We start from the raw sequence: 21,249 nt of genomic DNA, 5'->3' as shown, positions 1-21,249 counted from the left end.
CGGAATTCAGGGCCTCTTCGCGAGCAGGCTCGCTCCCACACTGGAATGCATTTCCCTGTGGGAGCGAGCCTGCTCGCGAATGAGGGAGAGTCGGTCAGTCGAGGGTCGAACCGCTTACTACCGGACCGCCGCGCTCCGGGAAGAACAGGCGTTGCAATTCAACGCCAGGATTTTCCGCGCGCATGAACGCTTCGCCGACCAGGAACGAATAAACATCGCTGATTTCCATCAGCTCGACGTCGGCGCGATTGAGGATGCCGCTCTCGGTGATCACCAGGCGATCGCGCGGAATGCGCGGCAGCAGATCGAGGGTGGTTTCCAGGCTGACGTCAAAGGTGTGCAGGTTGCGGTTGTTGACCCCGACCAGCGGCGTGTCCAAGGTCTTCAGCGCGCGCTCCAGTTCGTCACCGTCGTGCACTTCCACCAGCACGTCGAGACCGACGCTTTTGGCTACGGCGGCCAGCTCGGCCATTTTCACGTCGTCCAGTGCGGAGACGATCAGCAGCACGCAATCGGCGCCCAGTGCTCGGGCTTCAACGATCTGGTACGGGTCGATCATGAAGTCCTTGCGGATCACCGGCAGCTTGCACGCAGCGCGCGCCTGTTGCAGATACGCATCGGCGCCCTGGAAGTAATCGATGTCGGTCAGCACCGACAGGCAAGTCGCCCCGCCCTTTTCGTAGCTCTTGGCGATGTCGGCCGGCACGAAGTCTTCGCGGATCACGCCTTTGCTCGGTGAGGCCTTCTTGATTTCGGCAATTACGGCCGGTTGCTTCTTCTTCGCTTGCGCCAGCAATGCCTGAGCAAAACCCCGGGGTGCATCGGCCGCCTTGGCCAGACTTTCCAGCTCGCTCAGGCTGACCCGAGCGCTGCGCTCGGCGACTTCCTCAACCTTGCGCGCCAGAATGTTTTCCAGAACCGTCGGTACACTCATCCTTCATTCTCCACTTTGAATACCGCGGTAAAGGCACCCAGCTCCTCGAGCTTTTCCCGAGCGAGGCCGGTGTGCAGCGCGTCATGCGCCAGCTCCACACCTTGTTTCAGACTGCTTGCCAGGTCGGCGGCATACAGCGCCGCACCGGCATTGAGCACAATCATCTCGGCCGCTTTCTGGCCGTTTTCGGTTTTGCGCTTGCCGAGGGCATCGCGAATCAGCGCCAGCGACGCTTCCGGGCCTTCGACCGACAGGCCGTGCAGGCTCTGGCTCTTCATGCCGAGATCTTCCGGTTCGACCCAATACTCAGTGATTTCGTTGTTTTTCAGTTCGGCGACAAAGGTCGGCGCGGCGAGGCTGAATTCATCCAGACCGTCCTTCGAATGCACCACCAGCACATGCTTGCTGCCGAGTCGCTGCAAGACTTCGGCCAATGGCCGGCACAGCGCCTGAGTGAATACGCCCACCACTTGATGCTTCACACCGGCCGGATTCGTAAGCGGGCCGAGCATGTTGAACAGCGTGCGCAGGCCGAGTTCGCGGCGCGGGCCGGCGGCATACTTCATCGCTTTGTGATGGGTCTGGGCAAACATGAAACCGATGCCGACGTTGTCGATGCAGCGCGCAACTTGCACTGGAGTCAGGTTCAGGTAGATGCCGGCGGCTTCCAGCAGGTCGGCGCTGCCGCTCTTGCCGGACACTGCGCGGTTGCCGTGCTTGGCCACGGTGCAACCGGCCGCGGCAACAACAAAAGAAGAGGCGGTCGACACGTTGAAAATGTTCGCACCGTCACCGCCGGTACCGACCACATCGACCACGCCGTCGACGGTTTTCAGCTCGACCTGATCGGCCAGCTCACGCATCACCGACACGGCGCCGACGATCTCGTCGATGCTTTCGCTCTTCATGCGCATGGCCATCATGAACGCGCCGATCTGCGCTTCGGTGCACTGGCCGGTCATGATCTCGCGCATCACATCGCGCATTTCATCGGTGCTGAGGTCGAGGTGGTCGACGATACGGCTCAGGGCTGTCTTGATATTCATGGGAAGTCCTTAGCGCGTGCCGCCGGTTTGTTTGAGGAAATTGGCAAACAGTTCATGACCCTGCTCGGTGAGGATCGACTCGGGGTGGAACTGTACGCCTTCGATGTTCAGGGTCTTGTGACGCAGGCCCATGATCTCGTCAACCGAGCCGTCGTCGTGCTGGGTCCACGCGGTCAGCTCCAGGCAATCGGGCAGGCTCTCGTGCTTGACGATCAGCGAGTGATAGCGGGTAACGGTGAGCGGATGATTGAGGCCGGCAAACACGCCCTTGTCCTCGTGGAATACCGGGCTAGTCTTACCGTGCATGACCTGGCGGGCACGCACCACATCACCGCCGAAGGCCTGGCCGATGGACTGGTGGCCGAGGCAGACGCCGAGGATCGGCAGTTTGCCGGCAAAGTGCTTGATCGCGTCGATGGAAACGCCCGCCTCGGTGGGCGTGCAAGGTCCGGGGGAAACCACGATGCGCTCGGGATTCAGCGCTTCGATTTCGGCGATGGTCAGTTCGTCGTTGCGCACCACTTTGACCTCGGCACCCAGCTCGCCGAGGTATTGCACAACGTTGTAGGTAAAGGAGTCGTAGTTGTCGATCATCAGCAACATGGCGTTTCGAACCTCTTGAATTCTGACTTGATGACAGCCTTCAGATGACTTGTCCGCAGGGCGTTGCGCGATGTCGGACGCGCAGAGGGCGCCAGCACAGCGGCATTTCAGACAGACAAGGAAGGCAAAGCGATACAGATCCGGCGGGGCCGGCGGAGAAGATTCAGGCGCGCCAACGCCAGCGGGCGTGTGCCTTGATGACTTGATCCAGAAGTTTGCTGGTGATCAACACGGGGGAGGTCTCGTTCATACGTTCCGGCACAGTAACTTAGCTGGGCGGAGCGTGCAATATGGCGGGGCCTGCGGGTCATAAAACGGCAGAAGGATTCGCGACCGATGGCAAAATGCCGAAAGTTTTTGGTACTGTCGTTTCGTTCACCTACAACAATAAATAAACGGACTTGCTCATGATCAGACAGACGTTGTTTGTACCGCTGGCCAGCTGCTTGCTCGCACTCGCCTGCGCCCAGGCCAATGCAGCGCCCAATCCTTATTCCAGTTTCATTGTGTTCGGCGACAGCCTCAACGATGCCGGCACCTTCGCCGACACCGGCGGCCCGGCGGGGTCCACCGAGCGCTACACCAACCGCACCGGGCCAGTGTTTCAGGATGGCAGCGGCGAAGTGTATTCATTGAATTCCACCCAGTTGCTCGGCGGCCGCCTGGGCTTTTCGCCCGACCAGACAGCCTCTTCCAGCTCAGCGGTGCGTGCGGAAAACGGCCAGCCCGACGGCAACAACTGGGCGGTCGGCGGCTATCGCACTGACCAGATTCTCGACTCGATCACGACCCAATCGGCCACCGGCGAACGCACCCGTGCCGGGTACCTGCCGTCGAACGGCTTTCGCGCCGACCCGAATGCGCTGTATTACATTTCCGGTGGCGGCAACGATTTCCTCCAGGGCCGCATTCTCAGCCTGCCGCAGGCCAACGCCGCAGCCGATCGGCTGGCCGACAGCGTGCAGACACTGCAGACCGCCGGCGCCAAATACGTGATGGTCTGGCTACTGCCCGACGTGGGCCTGACCCCGGCGCTCAATGGCACACCGCTGCAAGCATTCAGCAGCACCCTCGCCAACCAGTTCAACAGCCAGTTGGTGACGCGCCTGCAAGGCATCAACGCCGAAGTCATTCCGCTGAATATCCCGGTGCTGCTCTCGGAAGTCTTCGCCGACCCGGGACGCTTTGGTCTGGCCACCGACCAGAACCTCACCGCGACCTGCTTCAGCGGCAGCGGCTGCCCGGAAAACGCCCGCTACGGTATCAACAGTGCCACGCCGGATCCGACCAAGCTGATCTACAACGATGGCGTGCACCCGACCGAATCCGGGCAGAAACTGATCGCCGATTACGCCTACTCCCTGCTGGCAGCACCATGGGAATTGAGCCTGCTGCCGGAAATGGCCCACGGCACCGTGCGTGCGCATCAGGATGAATTGCGTAACCAGTGGCAGGCGGATTGGGAAAACTGGCAAGCGGTCGGCCAATGGCGCGCTATCGTCGCGGCGGGCGGACAGCATCTGGATGTCGATAGCCAGAGCAGCGGCGCCAGTGCCGATGGCAGCGGTTACAACCTCAACCTCGGCGGCAGCTATCGCCTTAACGAAGCCTGGCGCGTGGGCGTGGCGGCCGGTTTGTACCGGCAGAATCTCGAGGCCGGCCACAACGACTCCGACTACAAACTCAACAGCTACATGGCCACCGCGTTCGCCCAGTTCCAGCAGAATCGCTGGTGGGCCGATGCCGCGCTGACCGGCGGCAAACTCGACTACGACAACCTCAAGCGCAAGTTCGACCTCGGCGCCAGCGAGGGCGCGGAGAAAGGCGATACCGACGGCAGTCTGTGGGCGTTCAGCACGCGCCTCGGTTATGACATTGCGCAAGCGGGCAGCCAATGGCATCTGTCGCCATTTGTCAGCGCCGATTACGCCAGTGTCGATGTCGACGGTTACTCGGAAAAGAGCAACCGCGCCACCGCGCTGACCTTCGATGACCAGAGCCGCGATTCGAAACGCTTGGGCCTGGGGATTCAAGGCAAGTACAACTTCACCGCGCAAACCCAGGTGTATGGCGAATACGCTCACGAGCGTGAGTACGAAGATGACGTGCAGAAGGTCAACATCGCCCTCAATACCCTGCCGGCCAATGACTTCACCCTTGAAGGCTATACACCGGCAAGTCACCTGAACCGCTTGAGTCTGGGGGTCAGTCACAAGCTGACGGCGGACCTGGCGCTGCGTGGCGGTTATACCTTGCGCAAGGATGATGACTTCAAGCAGCAGGGACTGAATGTCGGGGTTGTGCTGGATTTCTGAGTCGTAGATGCAAAAAAAGCGGCGCCTGTCGGGGCGCCGCTTTTTTTTAGGCTACACACAAATCGAATGTGGGAGCGAGCTTGCTCGCGAAGAGGGTATGTCAGTCGCCATTAATGTTGCCTGAAACGCCGCTTTCGCGAGCAAGCTCGCTCCCACAGGGTTCGGTGTTGGCTCAGGCTTCCGGGGTCTGCTCGGCCAGGGCCACGGCGCGGAACATCGCGCGGCGTTTGTTCAGGGTTTCTTCCCATTCCAGCGCCGGCACCGAGTCGGCGACGATGCCGCCGCCGGCCTGCACGTGCAATTCACCGTTCTTGATCACCGCCGTGCGAATGGCAATCGCGGTGTCCATGTTGCCGTTCCAGGCGAAGTAACCGACCGCGCCGCCGTACACACCACGCTTGACCGGCTCAAGTTCGTCGATGATTTCCATCGCGCGAATTTTCGGCGCACCCGACAAAGTGCCCGCCGGCAGAATCGCCCGCAGGGCGTCCATCGCGGTGAGGCCCGACTTCAACTGGCCGGTGACGTTGGAGACGATGTGCATGACGTTGGAATAACGCTCGATGACCATTTTCTCGGTGAGCTTCACCGAACCGATTTCCGAGACGCGCCCGGTGTCGTTGCGGCCCAGATCGATCAACATCAAGTGCTCAGCGATCTCCTTGTCATCCGAGAGCAGATCCTGCTCCAGCGCCACATCGGCTTCTTCAGTCGCGCCGCGTGGGCGAGTGCCGGCGATCGGGCGCACGGTGATCAGGTTGTCTTCAACGCGCACCAGCACTTCCGGGGAACTGCCGACAACATGGAAATCGCCGAAGTTGAAAAAGTACATATACGGCGTCGGGTTGAAGCAACGCAGAGCGCGGTACAGATCGATCGGCGCAGCCTTGAAGTCGATCGACATGCGCTGCGACGGAACGACCTGCATGCAGTCGCCGGCGAGGATGTATTCCTTGATGGTATCGACGGCTTTTTCGTAATCGTCCTGGGTGAAACTGGAACGGAACACCGGATCAGCCGATTGCTGTTTGCTGAAATCCAGGCCACGACGCGGGGTAATCGGCTGACGCAGTTGCTCGAGCAGTTCCTGCAAACGCGCCTGACCTTGCTCGAAGGCATCGGCCTGGGCCGGGTCGGCAAGGACGATCGCGTGCATCTTGCCGGCCAGATTGTCGAACACCACGACGGCATCGGAAACCATCAGCAGAATGTCCGGCACGCCCAGCGGATCCGGGTTCGGGCATTTGCCCAGACGTTTCTCGACATAGCGCACGCAGTCGTATCCGAAGTAACCGACCAGGCCACCGTTGAAGCGCGGCAGACCGGCGATGGTCGGCACGTTGTAGCGCGCCTTGAAGGTTTCGACGAAGGCCAGCGGATCTTCAACGTCGTGGCTTTCGGTCTCGACGCCATCCACGGTGATGCTGACGTGATGGTCGTGCACGCGCAGCACGGTGCGGCACGGCAGGCCGATGATCGAATAACGGCCCCATTTCTCACCGCCCTGCACCGATTCGAGCAGGTAGGAGTTGGGTTGGTCAGCCAGTTTCAGGTAGATCGACAGCGGCGTGTCGAAGTCGGCCAGGGTTTCGCAGGCCAGCGGGATGCGGTTATAGCCGTCAGCGGCCAGACGCAGGAATTCTTCGCGAATCATAAGGTGCCTCGTGGTGTGAGGTGCAATCAGTCAAGTATGCAAACGCGCCGGCAGGGCCGGCCAGAATCAGTCAGGCGCGCCAACGCCAACGGGCCAGGGCCTTGATGACTTTCATCCAGAGTTTGCGGGTGACCACCACGATGGCGTTTCCAGAAGGGGGTTGGACAGCGTCGGGCAACGTTATCCCACCGGCCAGATCCAGGCAACCGGGAATTAGTTTGCGCAAATCGTCGATCACCAGAGCCGGGGATTCCTCGGCAATCGGCCGGCCATGGTTGTAGCCGTAGCTCAGCGCCACGCACTTGACCCCCGCCGCTTTCGCCGCCTGCACATCGCTGCGTGAGTCGCCGACGAACAACGATTGCGAGGCCGGAATGTTGGCCATTTTCATCACGAAAAACAGCGCCGCCGGGTCAGGTTTCTTCTGCGGCAGGGTATCGCCGCCGATGATCCACTTGAAGTAGCGGCCGATTTTCATCTGATCGAGCAGCGGCGCGACGAAGCGCTCCGGCTTGTTGGTAATCAGCGCCATGGCCACGCCTTGCTTGTGCAGCCACTTGAGCGTGTCGCGCACACCGGGATAGACCACGGTCAGCTCATGGCTGGCGCCGTACGCCTCCATGAAAACTTCCAATGCGCGCTCGGCTTCGGCGTCATCCACCGCCGAATGCTCGATGCCACCCGCCAAGGCCCGACGTACCAGCACCGGCGCGCCGTTGCCGACCCATTCGCGCACCGCTTCGATGCCCGCCGGCGGACGGCCGAGGGAGAGCAGCATGGTGTCCACCGCCGCTGCCAGGTCGGGAACCGAATCGATCAGCGTGCCATCCAGATCGAACATCACCAACCGTGGCAGTTGCCCCGGGAACAGCTGCTCAAAACCGCTCATGGGCGCGCCAGAGCCAGTTCGGAACGCATCTTGTCGATGACTTCCTGATAGTTCGGCGCGTTGAAAATGGCCGAGCCGGCGACAAAGGTGTCAGCGCCAGCGGTGGCGATTTCGCGGATGTTGTTGACGTTGACGCCGCCGTCGATTTCCAGGCGGATATCGCGCCCCGAAGCGTCGATGATCGCCCGCGCCTCTCGCAGTTTGTCGAGGGTGCCGGGAATGAACTTCTGCCCGCCGAAGCCCGGGTTGACGCTCATCAGCAGGACCATGTCGACCTTGTCGATCACGTACTTGAGCACGTCCAGCGGAGTCGCGGGGTTGAACACCAGGCCGGATTTGCAGCCGCCTTCACGGATCAGTTGCAGCGAGCGATCAACGTGCAGCGTGGCTTCCGGGTGGAAGGTGATGTAGGTCGCGCCGGCCTCGATGAAGTCGCCAACGATGCGGTCCACCGGGCTGACCATCAGGTGCGCGTCGATCGGCGCGGTGATGCCGTACTTGCGCAGTGCTGCACACACCATCGGGCCGATCGTCAGGTTCGGCACGTAGTGGTTGTCCATGACGTCGAAATGGACGAAGTCGGCGCCGGCGGCGAGAACGTTGTCCACTTCCTCGCCGAGGCGGGCGAAGTCGGCGGAGAGGATCGACGGAGCAATTACGAAGGGCTGCATGACGCACCTGTGCTGAGCTAAATCACGATGGCGCGCATTGTATACCTCAAGTTTCCACGCGCGCACCGGGACCGCGATGATTGGGTTGCGCCATGAGCCCCAAGCGACCGCAACTCAGTAGGCCGCGCGATAGATCTTCTCGATGTCGGCGGCGCTGAGTTTACGTGGGTTGTTGCGCATCAGGCGCTCGATGCCGGCGGCCTCCACGGCCATGGCCGGAATTGCTTCTTCCGGTACACCGAAACTGCGCAGCCCGGCTGGAATTTCCACCGCCGCGCACAAGTCGCTCATGGCCTGCACGGCTTTGTCCGCGGCTTCGCTGGCGCTCAGATGCGCGGTCTTCACGCCCATGGCTTCGGCAATATCCTGCATGCGTTCGACGCAGGCCATTTTGTTCCAGGTCATCACATAGGGCAGCAGCAAGGCGTTGCTGACGCCGTGGGCAATATTGAAACGCCCGCCCAGCGGGTACGCCAGCGCATGCACCGCACCGACCCCGGCATTGCCGAACGCCATGCCGGCCATCAGGCTGGCGGTGGCCATGTCTTCGCGCGCTTGCAGGTTGGCGCCGTTGGCGTAGGCCTTGGGCAATGCGCTGGCGATGAGCTTGATTGCGCCGATGGCGAGGGAGTCGGTGATCGGCGAGGCATTGACCGACAGATAGGATTCGATGGCGTGCACCAGCGCATCGACGCCACTGGCGGCGGTGACGCTGCGCGGACAGGTCAGGGTCATTTGCGGACTGACCAGCGCCACGTCCGGCAGCAGATAGTCGCTGACGATGCCTTTCTTCAACTGCGCAACCTTGTCCGAGAGGATCGCCACGTTGGTGACTTCAGAGCCAGTGCCGGCGGTGGTGGGAATGGCGATCAGCGGCGGGCCCTTGCGCGGCACCTGATCGACACCGAACAGGTCTTCCAGCGCACCGTGATAACCGGCGTAGGCGGCGACGCTCTTGGCGATGTCGATGGCGCTGCCACCGCCGAGGCCGATCAAACCGTCATGCCCGCCCTCACGGTAGGCACGCATGCAGTCTTCAACGATGGCGATTTCCGGGTCGGGCAGCACCCGGTCGAAAATCTCGTACTCGCGCCCGCCGAGTTGTACCAGCGCCAGCTGAACGGTGCCGGACTTGACCAGCGCGGCGTCGGTGACGATCAGCGGGTTGTCGATATCCAGACGGGTGAGCTCGGCGGCCAGTTGTTCGATGGCTGCGGCGCCGGTGATCAGTTTGTGAGCGATTTTGAACTGGGACAGACTCATGGTGCGCAGCCTCTTATAGATATGGGAGCTGGGCACAAGATTAGCTGGGGATTTGGGGTTGTCTGCTATTCAGGTCATGAATGACCAACGGATAATCTGTAGGAGCTGCCGAAGGCTGCGATCTTTTGATCTTGATCTAAAAGCAAAATCAAAAGATCGCAGCCTTCGGCAGCTCCTACAGAGGACGATTCGGTTCCTGCAGGAGGGCTGGTGTCAGACTTGCGCAGTACGCAGTTTCTCGCTACGCCCACGCAGCCATTCCAGGGTCAGCAACAAGATCACAGAGAAGGCAATCAGCAACGTCGCCGCAGCCGCAATCGTCGGACTCAGGTTCTCGCGAATCCCGCTGAACATCTGCCGAGGCAATGTCGCCTGCTCAGGCCCGGCAAGAAACAACGTCACCACCACCTCATCAAACGAAGTCGCAAACGCAAACAGCGCCCCGGAAATCACCCCGGGCGCGATCAGCGGCAAGGTCACCCGACGGAACGCGGTCAATGGCGATGCACCGAGACTCGCCGCCGCGCGCACCAGATTGTGATTGAAGCCCTGCAGCGTCGCCGACACGGTGATGATCACAAATGGCACACCGAGCACCGCGTGCACCACGATCAGTGAGAAAAAGCTGTTGCCCAGGCCCAGCGGCGCGAAGAACAGATAACTCGCCACGCCGATAATCACCACCGGAACCACCATCGGCGAAATCACCAGTGCCATCACCAGCGATTTGCCGGGAAAGTCGCCGCGGGTCAGGCCGATCGCCGCCAGGGTGCCGAAGATCATCGCCAGCACCGTCGCGGCCGGGGCGACGATGATGCTGTTCTTCAGCGCACGCATCCATTCCGCCGAGGCGAAGAAGTCGTGGTACCACTGCAGCGAGAAGCCCTGCAGCGGATAGACCAGGAAACTTCCCGAGTTGAACGACAGCGGAATGATCACCAGCACCGGCAGGATCAGGAACAACAGAATCAGGCCGCAGAGGATCCGCAGGCTGTAGAACCACACCCGTTCGATGGGCGACATATAAGGACTCAGCATCGCAAATTCTCCTTAGCTCAGGCGCAGGCGACTGGCGCCGACCAGCCAGCTGTAGATCAGATAAAGCACCACGGTCGCCAGCAACAGCAGACCGCCGAGCGCGGTGGCCATGCCCCAGTTGATGCTGGTGTTGGTGTAGAACGCGACGAAGTAGCTGACCATTTGGTCGTTCGGGCTACCGAGCAGCGCCGGGGTGATGTAGTAGCCGATGGCGAGGATGAACACCAGCAGGCAGCCCGCGCCGACACCGGCATAGGTCTGCGGGAAGTACACGCGCCAGAAACTGGCGAACGGATGACAGCCGAGAGAAATCGCCGCGCGCATGTAGGTCGGCGAAATGCCTTTCATCACGCTGTAGATCGGCAGAATCATGAACGGCAGCAGGATGTGCACCATCGAGATGTACACGCCGGTGCGGTTGAACACCAGTTCCAGAGGTTTATCGATGATGCCCATGGCCATTAGACCGCTATTGATCAGGCCGCCCGATTGCAGGAGCACGATCCACGCGGCGACGCGCACCAGGATCGAGGTCCAGAACGGCAGCAGCACCAGAATCATCAGCAGGTTGCTCTGCCGCGATGGCAGGTTCGCCAACAGGTAGGCCAGTGGATACGCGAGCAACAGGCAGATCACGGTGATGACCAGGCCCATCCAGAAGGTACGGGCGAAGATGTCGAGGTAGATCGCCTGATCCGGAGTGGCCGGGGCAAGTTCGCCGAGGTCGTCGATGCGGTGATCGACCGCCGCCAGCAGGTAATAGGGAGTGATGCTGCTGGTGTTGCGTTTCACCGCTTGCCAGTAGGCCGGATCCCCCCAACGCTCGTCGAGGCTTTCCAGCGCTTCTTTATAAGAGGCCGGTTCGCTGGCGAACGGCAGCGCCCGGGCGGTTTTGGTCAGCAGGCTGCGATAGCCGGCCAATTCCATGTTCAAGCGCTTGGACAGATCGCCCAGCGTCTGGTTTTTGCGGGCTTCGGCGAGGTCTTCGCTGGCCGCCTTGTACACCGGCTCGGCGGGCAGACCACGGCCGTCCCAACCCGCGATGGCAGTGACAGTGCGCGGCATGCCGCCAACCACTTCCGGATTGCCGACGCTTTTATAGAGTAGCGCCACGATCGGCACCAGAAACACCAGCAGCAGAAACAGCACCAGCGGCGCAATCAGCGCCTGGGCCTTCCAGCGGTTGACCCGCTCGGCGCGCTTGAGCTTCTGCTTCAAGGTGGGGCTGGCGCCCTCGTTCAGGGGAACGGCGATGGCCATGACGTACTCCGCAAATCTTTGATCGTTACAGAGGTGGCGAACCACCTCGATCGATTGATGCACACAGATCCAAATGTGGGAGCGAGCTTGCTCGCGAAGGCGGCGTGTCAGTTGACATCAATGTTGAATGTACTGGCGCTTTCGCGAGCAAGCTCGCTCCCACAGGAGGGCGACCCCTCAGGTTATTTGGCGGCCCAGGAATTGAAGCGCTGTTCCAGTTGCTCGCCGTTGTCAGCCCAGAAGCTGACGTCGATCTGCACCTGGTTGGCGATGTTTTCCGGGGTGGTCGGCATGTCTTTCAGGACATCCTTGGCCAGCAGCGGCACGGCCTGGGTGTTGGCCGGACCGTAGGCGATGTTTTCCGAGTAGGTCTTCTGCTGCTGCGGCTGTACCGAGAAGGCGATGAACTTCTTCGCAGCTTCGGCACGTTTGGCGTCCAGACCTTTCGGGATGGCCCAGGCATCGAAGTCGTAGATGCCGCCGTTCCACACCACTTTCAGGTTGGATTCTTTCTGCACCGCCGCGATGCGACCGTTGTAGGCCGAGCTCATCACCACGTCACCGGAAGCGAGGTACTGCGGCGGTTGCGCGCCGGCTTCCCACCACTGGATGCTTGGCTTGAGTTCATCAAGCTTTTTGAAGGCGCGATCCTGACCGCCCTTGCTCGCCAGTTCCTTGTAGACGTCTTTCGGCGCTACACCATCGGCCATCAGCGCGAACTCAAGGGTGTACTTGGCGCCTTTGCGCAGGCCACGCTTGCCCGGGAATTTCTTGGTGTCCCAGAAATCTGCCCAGCTGGTCGGTGCGGTTTTCAGCTTGTCAGCGTTGTACGCCAATACGGTCGACCAAACGAAGAAGCCCACGCCACACGGCTGAATCGCGCCTTTGACGTAGTCTTCGCTCTTGCCGAACAGCGCCGGGTCGAGTTGCTCGAACATGTCTTCGTCGCAACCACGGGACAGCTCTGGCGATTCAACTTCCACCAGGTCCCAGGACACGCTCTTGGTGTCGACCATGGCTTTGACCTTGGCCATTTCGCCGTTGTATTCGCCGGCAACGATCTTGCCGTTGCCTGCCGCTTCCCACGGTGCATAGAAGGCTTTGACTTGCGCCGCCTTGTTCGCCCCGCCAAACGACACCACGGTCAAGTCCGGGCCGGCAGCCATTGCGCCGGTCGCACCCATCAGGCCCAGAGTCAGGGCGGTGAACTTCAGGGATCTCAACATTTATTGTTCTCTCCACGTGCAGGGTTGGTGTTGGTATTGCCGGGGCGCTTGGTGCGCCTCTTAATGCGCTTCTGAAAGCGGATCAAGCGCGCGTACGTGCTCGACCTGCCAGCCAAGCGGTACCACGTCACCGACGCTGAGCGCGGGATCGAGCTCGGCAATCGGCTGTTTCACGAAGAAGTCGGTCTTGCCGCAGACTTCCAGGCGCACCCGGACGTGGTCGCCCAGATAGATGAATTCCGCCACCCTCCCTGAGAAGCGGTTGACACATTGATCGCTCGAACCGTTGAGGCTGACGCGCTCCGGACGGATCGACAGGGTCACCGGCTCGCCGGTCTGGCCAACGTTGACGGCCAGTGCCTCGACCTTCTCACCGCGTCCCAACTCAACGACGCAGCGCTCGCCGCTCTGGCTGAGCAGGCGGCCGTTGAGGCGATTGTTCTCACCGATGAAGTTGGCAACGAAAGTGTTTTTCGGCTCTTCATAGAGCGTGCGTGGCGGCGCGATCTGCTGAATCTCGCCTTGATGGAACACGGCAACGCGGTCGGACATGGTCAGCGCTTCGCCCTGATCGTGGGTCACGTAGACCACGGTCACGCCGAGACGCTGGTGCAGGTGCTTGATCTCCATCTGCATGTGTTCACGCAGTTGCTTGTCGAGGGCGCCGAGGGGTTCGTCCATCAACACCAGTTGCGGTTCGAAGACCAAGGCGCGGGCCAGCGCCACACGCTGCTGTTGACCGCCGGACAACTGCGCCGGATAGCGCGAAGCGAAGGCATCGAGCTGGACCATGCTCAGAACTTTTTTCACCCGCTCGCTGACATCACTTTTGTTCAGGCCACGCACGGTTAACGGAAAGGCGAGGTTCTCCGCGACGGTCATGTGCGGGAACAGCGCGTAGTTCTGAAACACCATGCCGATGTCACGCTTGTGCGGCGGCACGTTGTTGATCGAACGCCCGGCCAGCAGAATCTCGCCAGCAGTCGGCGTTTCGAAACCGGCGAGCATCATAAGGCTGGTGGTCTTGCCGGAACCGGACGGCCCGAGCAGGGTGAGGAATTCGCCTTTGCGAATATCCAGGTTGAGGTCTTTGACGATCAGGTTCTCGCCGTCGTAGCTCTTCTGCACACCACGAAAGCTGACCAGCACATCACTGGCCCCTGCGCTTGTATCGACCTGGCTCATACCCACACCCTTGTTGTTGATGACTGCTTGTTCATCAAGCCTAGTGGCTGGCGTCAGCCACGCAAATCGGGGGGCAGGAGAGAATCGCTTAAGCGCAATGGAAGGTTGGGGGTAGGGATTGCCCTACAAGGATGGCGCTATTGGATAAAGCAGTGGCGAACGGTGAGCTGCAAGCCGCAGGCAAGGGCAAAAGCACCTGTCGTTGTCGGATATGCCAACGCGGTCTCATGTAGAAGCTGCCGAAGGCTGCGATCTTTTGATCTTGTTTTTTATAAGATCAAAAGATCGCAGCCTTCGGCAGCTCCTACAGGGGGTGGGCTCAGAGGAGTTTATGCTCCATCGCGTATTTGACCAGTTCGGCCAGCGAGGTGATGTTGAGTTTTTGCATCAGCCGCGCCTTGTGGGTGCTGATGGTCTTGCTGCTCAGGGCCAGTTGCTGGGCGATATCGTTGACGTTGGCGCCCTGGGCCAGACGCTCGAACACCGAGAATTCGCGTTCGGACAACAGCGAATGCAGCGGCCGGGTATCGGTCAGGCCGACTTCGAAAACCATGCGGTCGGCCAGTTCCGGATCAATGTAGCGCCCACCCGCCGCGACCTTGCGGATCGCCGTAAGCAGCAGCGCCGGATCGCTGTCCTTGGTCGCATAGCCGGCGGCGCCGACCTTCAATGCGCGAGCGGCCATTTGCGCCTCGTCGTGCATCGACAACACCAGAATCGCCGGCGGATTGTTCAGCGCACGGATGCGCGGGATCGCTTCAAGACCGTTGACGCCGGGCATGGAGATGTCCAGCAGCACCACCTCGCAAGGCACGCTGCGCAGGGTTTCCAGCAGTTGCTCCCCATTGCTCGCCTCGCCCACCACTTGCAGATCCTTGGCCAGGCCGATCAATTGCTTGATGCCTTCACGGACTATGGTGTGGTCTTCGGCTACCAGTACACGGATCACTTGCACTCTCCTCGGTTGTTGTTTTTAAAGGGCAAAAGATCGCAGCCTTCGGCAGCTCCTACAGGGGCATGCGATCAATGTAGGAGCTGCCGAAGGCTGCGATCTTCTAGCGATCCAAAGGCACCCACACTTTAAGACTGGTGCCCTCCCCCGGCTCACTCACAAGCTCCAGCCGCCCGCCCATGATCAGCACCCGCTCACGCATGCCGACCAGACCAAAGGACGTCGGCCTACCCTCGTCAACGGCGAATCCTACGCCATCATCGCTGACGGTCAGACACAATTCATCGCCCGCAAGCGCCAGGGTCAACTCCACCGTATGCGCCTGAGCATGACGCATCACGTTGGTCAGCGCCTCCTGCAAAATCCGGAACAGCCCCACCGCCTTGGCATCGCTGAGCGCCGGCAGGTTGTCCGGCACCTGCACCAGACACGGAATCTGCGTGCGCGCCTCGAAGCGTCGCGCCTGCCACTCGATCGCCGAGGCAATCCCGGCATCGAGAATCGGCGGGCGCAACGCGGTCGCCACATCGCGCACCAACTGAAACAACTGCGCGATCAGGCGCTTCATGCTGTTGAGCCGCTCGTTCAGACCCGGATCAAGTTGCGCGTAGGCCAGTTCGCACATCGACGTTTCCAGTTTCAGCACGGTGAGCATCTGTCCCAGCTCATCATGGACTTCGCGGGCGATGCGCGCCTTCTCTTCTTCGCGCACGCTCTCCAGGTGCGCCGACAATTCACGCAGTTGCTCGCGCGAGGCGGCCAGTTCCAGCTCGATGCGTTTGCTTTCGCTGATGTCCCAGACAATGCCGTCCCAGACGTAGGCGCCATCCTCCAGCTGGCGGGTGATCGCCTTGATCTCGGCCCAGCGCTGCTCGCCCCGGCGTGTGACGATGCGGCCCTGCCACGACCAGTCGCTGTCAGTGTCCAGCGCCTGATCCTGAGTACGGTGATAACTGGCCTTGTCGTCGGGATGCACCAGACTGCGCAAGCCCATGTCGCGATGAGCAATGGCCGCCGGCGCGTAGCCGACCAGATTTTCACTGCCTTCGCTGATATAGGCAAAGTCGATCTGCCCGGTGACCGGCGCCCGTTCCAGCCGGAACACCAGACCCGGGACATTGGCGGCGATGCCTTGCAGGCGCGCTTCACTTTCCTGCAAAGCAGCGAGTGCGCGGCGGCGGTCGGTGACATCGGTGAGGTAGACCACCAGATATTCACTGTCACGAAAGCGCAGGAAACTCAGGGAAACATCCGCTGGCAACACGCTGCCGTCGGCGCGCAGACAGCTGGTTTCGAAACTCAGCGGCCCTTCTTCGCTGGCCCGAGCACGCTTCCACAGATTGAGCCAGCGATCCATGTGCAGGCCGGGTTCAAAATCAATCAGCGGCCGCTCGATCAGCCCGCCCGAGGGATAGCCGAGCATGTTTTCCGCCGCCCGGTTGGCGTAGCGCACATGGCTGTCCCAGTTGACCCACAGAATGCCGACGGTGCTTTGATCGATGGAAAACTGCGTCAGCCGCAGGGCCTCTTCGCTGGCCGCGCGCAGTGCGATGTCCTCGCGGGCGCTGAGCAAGCGCTGCTCGAGGCTGTGTTGTTGGCGCCGCTGCCAGACCACGATCGCTGCGCAACTGAACAGCAGCACCGCGAACAGCAGGCTGAGGTTCTGCCAAAACCCCGGCGACTCGGTCAGCCGTGGGTATTTCGGTTGCAGCCATTGATTGTGCAGTTGTTCCAGATCCTTGGCCGGAATCGCACGCAAGGCGCTCTGGACGATGCCGGCCAGCTCCGGCCAGTCCCGCCGTGACGCCACGCGCAGCAATTGCGGCAGGCCGATATCGCCGACCACCACCAGTTCGGCGAACTCGGGCTCCACCGACAGGCGTCCCAACTGTGCTTCATCGACCACCGCGTAGGAGGCCTGCTGACTCAACAGCAACTGCAACGCCTGACGTTCCAGCGGCACGCCTTGCAGATTCAGGTGCGGATAGTTGCTGCGCAGGTAGTCGGCGGTGCTGCTCGGCATGCGCACGGCGACGCGAGTCTGGCTGTCGAGTTTTTCCAGATCGACCGTGCCGCTGCTTTTCTGGTCGCTGACCACCAGTTGCGGCACGCGCATGTACGGGTCGGAAAACTGCCAGAGGCGCAGCGCGCTCGGCGTTTGACTCAGGCCTGGGGCGATGTCGATCTCGCCCTCGCGCAAAGCGCTTTCCAACTGCCCGAGGTCCTGGAAGTTGCGCCAGCTCAATTGCACGCCGAGGGTTTTGCCGAGCAGTTTCATCAACTCGACATTGGCCCCGGACAATCGCTGCAAGCGCCGATCGTAAGTCGCGTAGGGCGCCTGCAAGACCAGGCCGACGCGCAACTCATTGTGCTGCGCCAGCCATTGCAGCTGCTCTGGCGTCAGTTGCGCGGCATGGGCCGGTGGCGCAGGCGCCGCCCAGCCCATCAAGGGAAACCACAAACAGCCGATAACCCACAGGCAGCAAAATCGCTTCATTGAAGTCTCATACACTGACAAATTCTGACCAACCCATTAGGCTGCCGGGATACTTTCTGGCCTGGAATAACCGATGCCCTCTGTCTACCGCCTGGCACTGCCAGCATTGTGCCTGTCGCTGATCCTGCCCTGTGCGTTTTCCGTCGAAGCCGCCGACCCAGCGCCCGCCGCCACGGACAAGCCCGCCGAAGAAAAACCGGTCGAACGCCAGCCATTGCTTGAGCGTAGTCAGGAAGAGGCGGCCGCACTGCAACGTAAACTGCCGGCGCAAGAGCAGCAACAGCTACAGGCAGGCAGCGACACCTTCCTCGCCTTGTGGAAACCGGCCAACACTGCCGAGCCCAAAGGCGCGGTGATCATCGTTCCGGGTGCTGGCGAAACCGCTGACTGGCCGCAAGCAGTCGGCCCGTTGCGACGCAAGTTGCCGGACGCCGAGTGGAGCAGCCTGAGTATCACCCTGCCGGATCTGCAAGGCGACGCCATCGCCCCACGCGTGATCGAACCTGCCGCCGCGCCGAAAGCCCCGGAAACCGCGAGCAAAGACGCCACCACCGCGCAGCCGATCGAACAAGCCGCTGGCGGTGAAGCGGAAGTCGCTGAACAGGTGGTGGCCGAGACCAGCGAAGAACAAGCCAAGGCCGACGCTGATCGCATCTTTGGACGGATCGACGCGGCGATTGCCTACGCCGAACAGCAGAGCGCACGCAGCATTGTCGTGCTCGGTCACGGCACCGGCGCCTATTGGGCGGCGCGTTTTCTCAGCGAGCGGCAAACGCCGCAGGTAGAGAAACTGGTGATGGTGGATGCGCAGGCACCAGCCAAAGCCTCGCCTCCCCTGGCCGAACTGACCCCGACCCTGAAGCTGCCAACGGTAGATATTTTCTATATGGACAAAGCGCTGGATCGCAACGCGGCGCTGGAGCGCATGCAGGCGAGCAAGCGCTTGAAGACCTCAGCGTTCAGCCAGGTAGCGCTGAAGGTGTTGCCGGATAAAAAGGCCGAGCAGGAACAATTGTTTCGGCGGGTGCGGGGCTGGTTGAATCCTCAGGCTGTTGACTGATAACCGAGTCGCCCCCTTTCGCGAGCAAGCTCGCTCCCACATTTAACCGTGTTTTATCCGAAAGAACCGGGTCGAATGTGGGAGCGAGCTTGCTCGCGAAGGGGCCCTTGCAGGCGCCACATCTTTAATGCCTAGCGAAAATCCCGCCGCTCCCGAATCAACGTATAGGCACTGTGCAATTCCCGGGTACGCTCGGTCGCCTCACGCACCTGCGCCGGCGTCGCACCGCTGCCGGCGATCTTGTCCGGGTGATGGCGACTGAGCAAACGGCGGTAGGCGCGCTTGATTTGCGCCGGCTCGCTGTTCGCCGACACCCCAAGCAATTTCATCGCGTCCTGATAGCTCACCGCCGCACTGACGATCGGCCGCTTGCCCGGCTCGTAATCGCTGGCCAGGGCTTGCACCTGCTGCGGCGTCCAGCCCAGCCACTTGCCCCACTGCGCCAGCAACTCGCGTTCGCTGACACCGGCGCGACCATCGGCCCAGACCATTCGCCAACAAGCGCGCAACACGCCTTCAGTTGCATGCGGCTGCGTACTCAGACGGCGCAGATAGCCGCGCAGATGGTCGCTGCCGGACTTGCCGCGGTTGAATGCGGCAATGGCCCGTCGTGTCGCCGGCTCGCTCATTTCCAGCGCGCGCATTTCATTGCGCGCCTGCTGGATATGCCCGTCAGTGACACGCCCATCGCTCTTGGCCAGACGCCCGAGCAAGACGAACAGCAGTTCATCGTTGCGCAGCATCGGCCGGCCACCGAGCTTTTCCCGTAAGTGTCCCCAGCTCTGCAGCTGCAGGCGCCGATCCAGCGCCTGCCCCAACAATGCCCCAAGCATGGCCCCCGGAATGCTGGCAATCACGTATCCCACTCCGGCTCCAATCAGAGTCCCTGGCCACAGCATGTCAGCGACTCGCTTCTATCAGGGCTTCAGCTTCGGCCAAGCGTTCATGGGTACCGACATCCACCCAGTGACCTTTGAGGCGCTCGCCCGTCACTTCGCCCTGGACCATGGCCTTGCGCAGCAACGGTGCAAGTTTGAAGGCGCCATCGCTGCAACCGTCGAACAGCTGTGGATGAAGCACGGCGATACCGCTGTAGGTCAGGGTCGCCGCATCAGGCTCGCCGTCCTGCACTTTGCCGTCGATCAGAGCGAAATCACCTGTCGGGTGATGCGCCGGATTGTCCGCCAGCACAAGATGCGCCAGACCGTTGATCGGCTGGTGCAACACGCTGAAGTCGTAATCGGTCCAGATGTCACCGTTGACTACCAGAAACGCATCGTCACCGAGCATGGGCAGCGCTCGGAAAATCCCGCCACCGGTTTCCAGCGGTTCGCCTTCCGGCGAGTACTGGATGCTCAGGCCGAAACGCGAACCGTCGCCCAGATGATCCTCGATCTGCTGACCGAGCCAGGCGTGGTTGATGACGATGTCGTTGAACCCTGCGGCCGCGAGGGCGCGCAGGTGATATTCGATCAGCGGCACACCGCCGGCACGCACCAGCGGTTTGGGCGTGGTCAGGGTCAGCGGGCGCATGCGCTCGCCTTTGCCCGCGGCCAGAATCATTGCTTTCATGCCGTCGCTCCAGCACGCAAGCTGCTGAACAGCGCTTGCAGTTCCGCCAGTTCAGGGCGGCGGGCAATCACTGCTTCTATATAAGAGAAGAAGCGCGGCACGTCCGCCAGATAACGCGGCTTGCCGTCGCGATGGCAGATCCGCGCGAAGATGCCGATGACTTTCAGGTGACGTTGCACACCCATCAGGTCACTGGCGCGCAGGAAGTCTTCGAAATCCGCCTGCACCGGGATGTCCAGCGCCGAGGCCTGCTGCCAATAACTTTCCATCCAGCCACGCACACGTTCTTCAGGCCAACTGAGGAAGGCGTCCTTGAACAGGCAAGTAACGTCGTAAGTCACCGGGCCGTATACCGCATCCTGAAAATCCAGCACGCCGGGGTTGGGTTCGCTGAGCATCAGGTTGCGTGGCATGTAGTCGCGGTGCACCAGCACTTTTGGCTGGACCAGCGCGCTATCGATCAAGAGCTCACTGATGTGCTGCCACTGTTGCTGCTGCGCCGCATCGAACTCGACGCCCAGCTCGCGCTTGACGTACCACTCGGGGAACAACTCCAGCTCACGACGCAACAAGGCGACGTCGTAACTGGGCAACGGCGCAACCATCGGCAACTGTTGAAAAGCCAACAGCGCTTGCAGGGCATCGTGGAATAACGCGTCGGCATTTTCGCCATCGATCACGTCGAGATAGGTCTTGTTGCCCAGGTCATTGAGCAAAAGAAAACCGCGTTCGAGGTCTTCGGCGTAAATTTTCGGCACATTAATTCCGGATTTCGCCAGCAAAAAGGCGATATCCACGAACGGTTTGCAGTTTTCCTGCGGTGGCGGCGCGTCCATCACGACGAAGCTGCGACCAGCGCCTTCCCAGCGGAAGTAGCGGCGGAAACTCGCGTCGCTGCTGGCCGCGGTCAACGTGGCCGGGGGCACGGTGCCCCAGCCCTGCTCGGCAAACAACTTTGCCAACTGCTCATCGAGCCAAACTTTCAGGTGTTGCAAGCGTACATCTTGGTCAGGCATTGCAAGGGTCTCCGACGGCGCTAGCCGTCAAGCGGGTCATGCTTTATTATCCAGCATCTTTTTCAGAC

The 21,249-nt window shown here is 61.3% G+C and carries 18 protein-coding genes; 2 read left to right on the top strand and 16 right to left on the bottom strand.

Features of this window, described 5'->3' with window-relative positions; genetic code table 11:
* Positions 1–94: 94 nt before the first annotated feature.
* Genes trpC through AC0Z4S_RS16445 form a run of 3 tightly spaced genes read right to left on the bottom strand, consistent with a single transcriptional unit; the run spans position 95 to position 2,583 of the window.
* Positions 95–934: an indole-3-glycerol phosphate synthase TrpC gene (trpC, locus tag AC0Z4S_RS16455; protein ID WP_485623761.1), complete on the bottom strand. Its 840-nt coding sequence runs from the start codon at positions 932–934 to the stop codon at positions 95–97.
* Entirely contained in the window at positions 931–1,980 is a 1,050-nt protein-coding gene (trpD, locus tag AC0Z4S_RS16450; protein ID WP_485623760.1) for an anthranilate phosphoribosyltransferase, read from the bottom strand. Before trpD ends, trpC begins: the two co-directional genes overlap by 4 nt.
* Before the next feature lie 9 nt (positions 1,981–1,989).
* Complete coding sequence (locus AC0Z4S_RS16445; RefSeq protein ID WP_042610431.1) at positions 1,990–2,583, bottom strand: aminodeoxychorismate/anthranilate synthase component II; 594 nt, start codon at positions 2,581–2,583, stop codon at positions 1,990–1,992.
* Between the two features lie 407 nt (positions 2,584–2,990).
* Here AC0Z4S_RS16445 and estP point away from each other — a divergent pair, with 407 nt between their 5' ends.
* Entirely contained in the window at positions 2,991–4,898 is a 1,908-nt protein-coding gene (gene estP / locus AC0Z4S_RS16440) for an esterase EstP (protein ID WP_485623759.1), read from the top strand.
* A gap of 172 nt (positions 4,899–5,070) precedes the next feature.
* On the opposite strand, the gene trpE is transcribed toward estP, so the two are convergent.
* The 10 genes from trpE to AC0Z4S_RS16390 form a co-directional block, all read right to left on the bottom strand.
* Positions 5,071–6,552: an anthranilate synthase component I gene (gene trpE / locus AC0Z4S_RS16435; protein WP_485623758.1), complete on the bottom strand. Its 1,482-nt coding sequence runs from the start codon at positions 6,550–6,552 to the stop codon at positions 5,071–5,073.
* A 70-nt stretch (positions 6,553–6,622) separates the two neighbouring features.
* Positions 6,623–7,441, bottom strand: coding sequence for a phosphoglycolate phosphatase (locus AC0Z4S_RS16430; RefSeq protein WP_485623757.1), 819 nt, complete (start codon positions 7,439–7,441; stop codon positions 6,623–6,625).
* The gene (rpe, locus tag AC0Z4S_RS16425; protein ID WP_485623756.1) at positions 7,438–8,112 is read right to left on the bottom strand and encodes a ribulose-phosphate 3-epimerase; all 675 of its coding nucleotides are present in this window, start codon (positions 8,110–8,112) and stop codon (positions 7,438–7,440) included. Before rpe ends, AC0Z4S_RS16430 begins: the two co-directional genes overlap by 4 nt.
* A 114-nt stretch (positions 8,113–8,226) precedes the next feature.
* On the bottom strand, positions 8,227–9,375 hold the full coding sequence (locus AC0Z4S_RS16420) for an iron-containing alcohol dehydrogenase (protein ID WP_485623755.1): 1,149 nt from the start codon (positions 9,373–9,375) through the stop codon (positions 8,227–8,229).
* Between the two features lie 213 nt (positions 9,376–9,588).
* Complete coding sequence (locus tag AC0Z4S_RS16415) at positions 9,589–10,413, bottom strand: ABC transporter permease (RefSeq protein ID WP_016772909.1); 825 nt, start codon at positions 10,411–10,413, stop codon at positions 9,589–9,591.
* A 12-nt stretch (positions 10,414–10,425) separates the two neighbouring features.
* Positions 10,426–11,673: an ABC transporter permease gene (locus AC0Z4S_RS16410; protein WP_485623754.1), complete on the bottom strand. Its 1,248-nt coding sequence runs from the start codon at positions 11,671–11,673 to the stop codon at positions 10,426–10,428.
* A gap of 182 nt (positions 11,674–11,855) precedes the next feature.
* The gene (locus AC0Z4S_RS16405; protein WP_042610425.1) at positions 11,856–12,899 is read right to left on the bottom strand and encodes an ABC transporter substrate-binding protein; all 1,044 of its coding nucleotides are present in this window, start codon (positions 12,897–12,899) and stop codon (positions 11,856–11,858) included.
* A 60-nt stretch (positions 12,900–12,959) separates the two neighbouring features.
* Positions 12,960–14,084, bottom strand: coding sequence for an ABC transporter ATP-binding protein (locus tag AC0Z4S_RS16400; RefSeq protein WP_485623753.1), 1,125 nt, complete (start codon positions 14,082–14,084; stop codon positions 12,960–12,962).
* A 319-nt stretch (positions 14,085–14,403) separates the two neighbouring features.
* Positions 14,404–15,033: a response regulator gene (locus tag AC0Z4S_RS16395; protein ID WP_003228820.1), complete on the bottom strand. Its 630-nt coding sequence runs from the start codon at positions 15,031–15,033 to the stop codon at positions 14,404–14,406.
* Between the two features lie 106 nt (positions 15,034–15,139).
* Complete coding sequence (locus AC0Z4S_RS16390; protein WP_485623752.1) at positions 15,140–17,533, bottom strand: PAS domain-containing sensor histidine kinase; 2,394 nt, start codon at positions 17,531–17,533, stop codon at positions 15,140–15,142.
* Positions 17,534–17,606: 73 nt separating this feature from the next.
* Between AC0Z4S_RS16390 and AC0Z4S_RS16385 the strand changes: the two genes are divergently transcribed.
* A complete protein-coding gene (locus AC0Z4S_RS16385; RefSeq protein WP_485623751.1) occupies positions 17,607–18,593 on the top strand; it encodes an alpha/beta hydrolase family protein in 987 nt (328 codons plus the stop codon).
* A 131-nt stretch (positions 18,594–18,724) separates the two neighbouring features.
* On the opposite strand, the gene AC0Z4S_RS16380 is transcribed toward AC0Z4S_RS16385, so the two are convergent.
* From AC0Z4S_RS16380 to AC0Z4S_RS16370, 3 genes are read right to left on the bottom strand one after another with little or no spacing between them, the layout of a single operon-like run.
* The gene (locus AC0Z4S_RS16380; protein WP_485623750.1) at positions 18,725–19,492 is read right to left on the bottom strand and encodes a TerB family tellurite resistance protein; all 768 of its coding nucleotides are present in this window, start codon (positions 19,490–19,492) and stop codon (positions 18,725–18,727) included.
* 1 nt (position 19,493) lies between these two features.
* Positions 19,494–20,165, bottom strand: a complete 672-nt coding sequence (gene murU / locus AC0Z4S_RS16375) for an N-acetylmuramate alpha-1-phosphate uridylyltransferase MurU (RefSeq protein WP_485623749.1) — start codon at positions 20,163–20,165, stop codon at positions 19,494–19,496.
* The gene (locus AC0Z4S_RS16370; protein WP_485623748.1) at positions 20,162–21,181 is read right to left on the bottom strand and encodes an aminoglycoside phosphotransferase family protein; all 1,020 of its coding nucleotides are present in this window, start codon (positions 21,179–21,181) and stop codon (positions 20,162–20,164) included. The genes murU and AC0Z4S_RS16370 overlap by 4 nt, the downstream gene beginning before the upstream one ends.
* Between the last annotated feature and the right edge of the window lie 68 nt (positions 21,182–21,249).

Source organism: Pseudomonas sp. 1L-B-1-E-C1 (genome assembly GCF_057291835.1).
The sequence above is the reverse complement of the archived record's forward strand: the minus strand, read 5'-3'. Positions and strand labels throughout refer to the sequence as shown.

Coding starts and splice junctions, on each gene's coding strand:
- trpC (WP_485623761.1), bottom strand. CDS start 934: ATGAGTGTACCGACGGTTCTGGAAAACATTCTGGCGCGCAAGGTTGAG.
- trpD (WP_485623760.1), bottom strand. CDS start 1,980: ATGAATATCAAGACAGCCCTGAGCCGTATCGTCGACCACCTCGACCTC.
- AC0Z4S_RS16445 (WP_042610431.1), bottom strand. CDS start 2,583: ATGTTGCTGATGATCGACAACTACGACTCCTTTACCTACAACGTTGTG.
- estP (WP_485623759.1), top strand. CDS start 2,991: ATGATCAGACAGACGTTGTTTGTACCGCTGGCCAGCTGCTTGCTCGCA.
- trpE (WP_485623758.1), bottom strand. CDS start 6,552: ATGATTCGCGAAGAATTCCTGCGTCTGGCCGCTGACGGCTATAACCGC.
- AC0Z4S_RS16430 (WP_485623757.1), bottom strand. CDS start 7,441: ATGAGCGGTTTTGAGCAGCTGTTCCCGGGGCAACTGCCACGGTTGGTG.
- rpe (WP_485623756.1), bottom strand. CDS start 8,112: ATGCAGCCCTTCGTAATTGCTCCGTCGATCCTCTCCGCCGACTTCGCC.
- AC0Z4S_RS16420 (WP_485623755.1), bottom strand. CDS start 9,375: ATGAGTCTGTCCCAGTTCAAAATCGCTCACAAACTGATCACCGGCGCC.
- AC0Z4S_RS16415 (WP_016772909.1), bottom strand. CDS start 10,413: ATGCTGAGTCCTTATATGTCGCCCATCGAACGGGTGTGGTTCTACAGC.
- AC0Z4S_RS16410 (WP_485623754.1), bottom strand. CDS start 11,673: ATGGCCATCGCCGTTCCCCTGAACGAGGGCGCCAGCCCCACCTTGAAG.
- AC0Z4S_RS16405 (WP_042610425.1), bottom strand. CDS start 12,899: ATGTTGAGATCCCTGAAGTTCACCGCCCTGACTCTGGGCCTGATGGGT.
- AC0Z4S_RS16400 (WP_485623753.1), bottom strand. CDS start 14,084: ATGAGCCAGGTCGATACAAGCGCAGGGGCCAGTGATGTGCTGGTCAGC.
- AC0Z4S_RS16390 (WP_485623752.1), bottom strand. CDS start 17,533: ATGAAGCGATTTTGCTGCCTGTGGGTTATCGGCTGTTTGTGGTTTCCC.
- AC0Z4S_RS16385 (WP_485623751.1), top strand. CDS start 17,607: ATGCCCTCTGTCTACCGCCTGGCACTGCCAGCATTGTGCCTGTCGCTG.
- AC0Z4S_RS16380 (WP_485623750.1), bottom strand. CDS start 19,492: ATGCTGTGGCCAGGGACTCTGATTGGAGCCGGAGTGGGATACGTGATT.
- murU (WP_485623749.1), bottom strand. CDS start 20,165: ATGAAAGCAATGATTCTGGCCGCGGGCAAAGGCGAGCGCATGCGCCCG.
- AC0Z4S_RS16370 (WP_485623748.1), bottom strand. CDS start 21,181: ATGCCTGACCAAGATGTACGCTTGCAACACCTGAAAGTTTGGCTCGAT.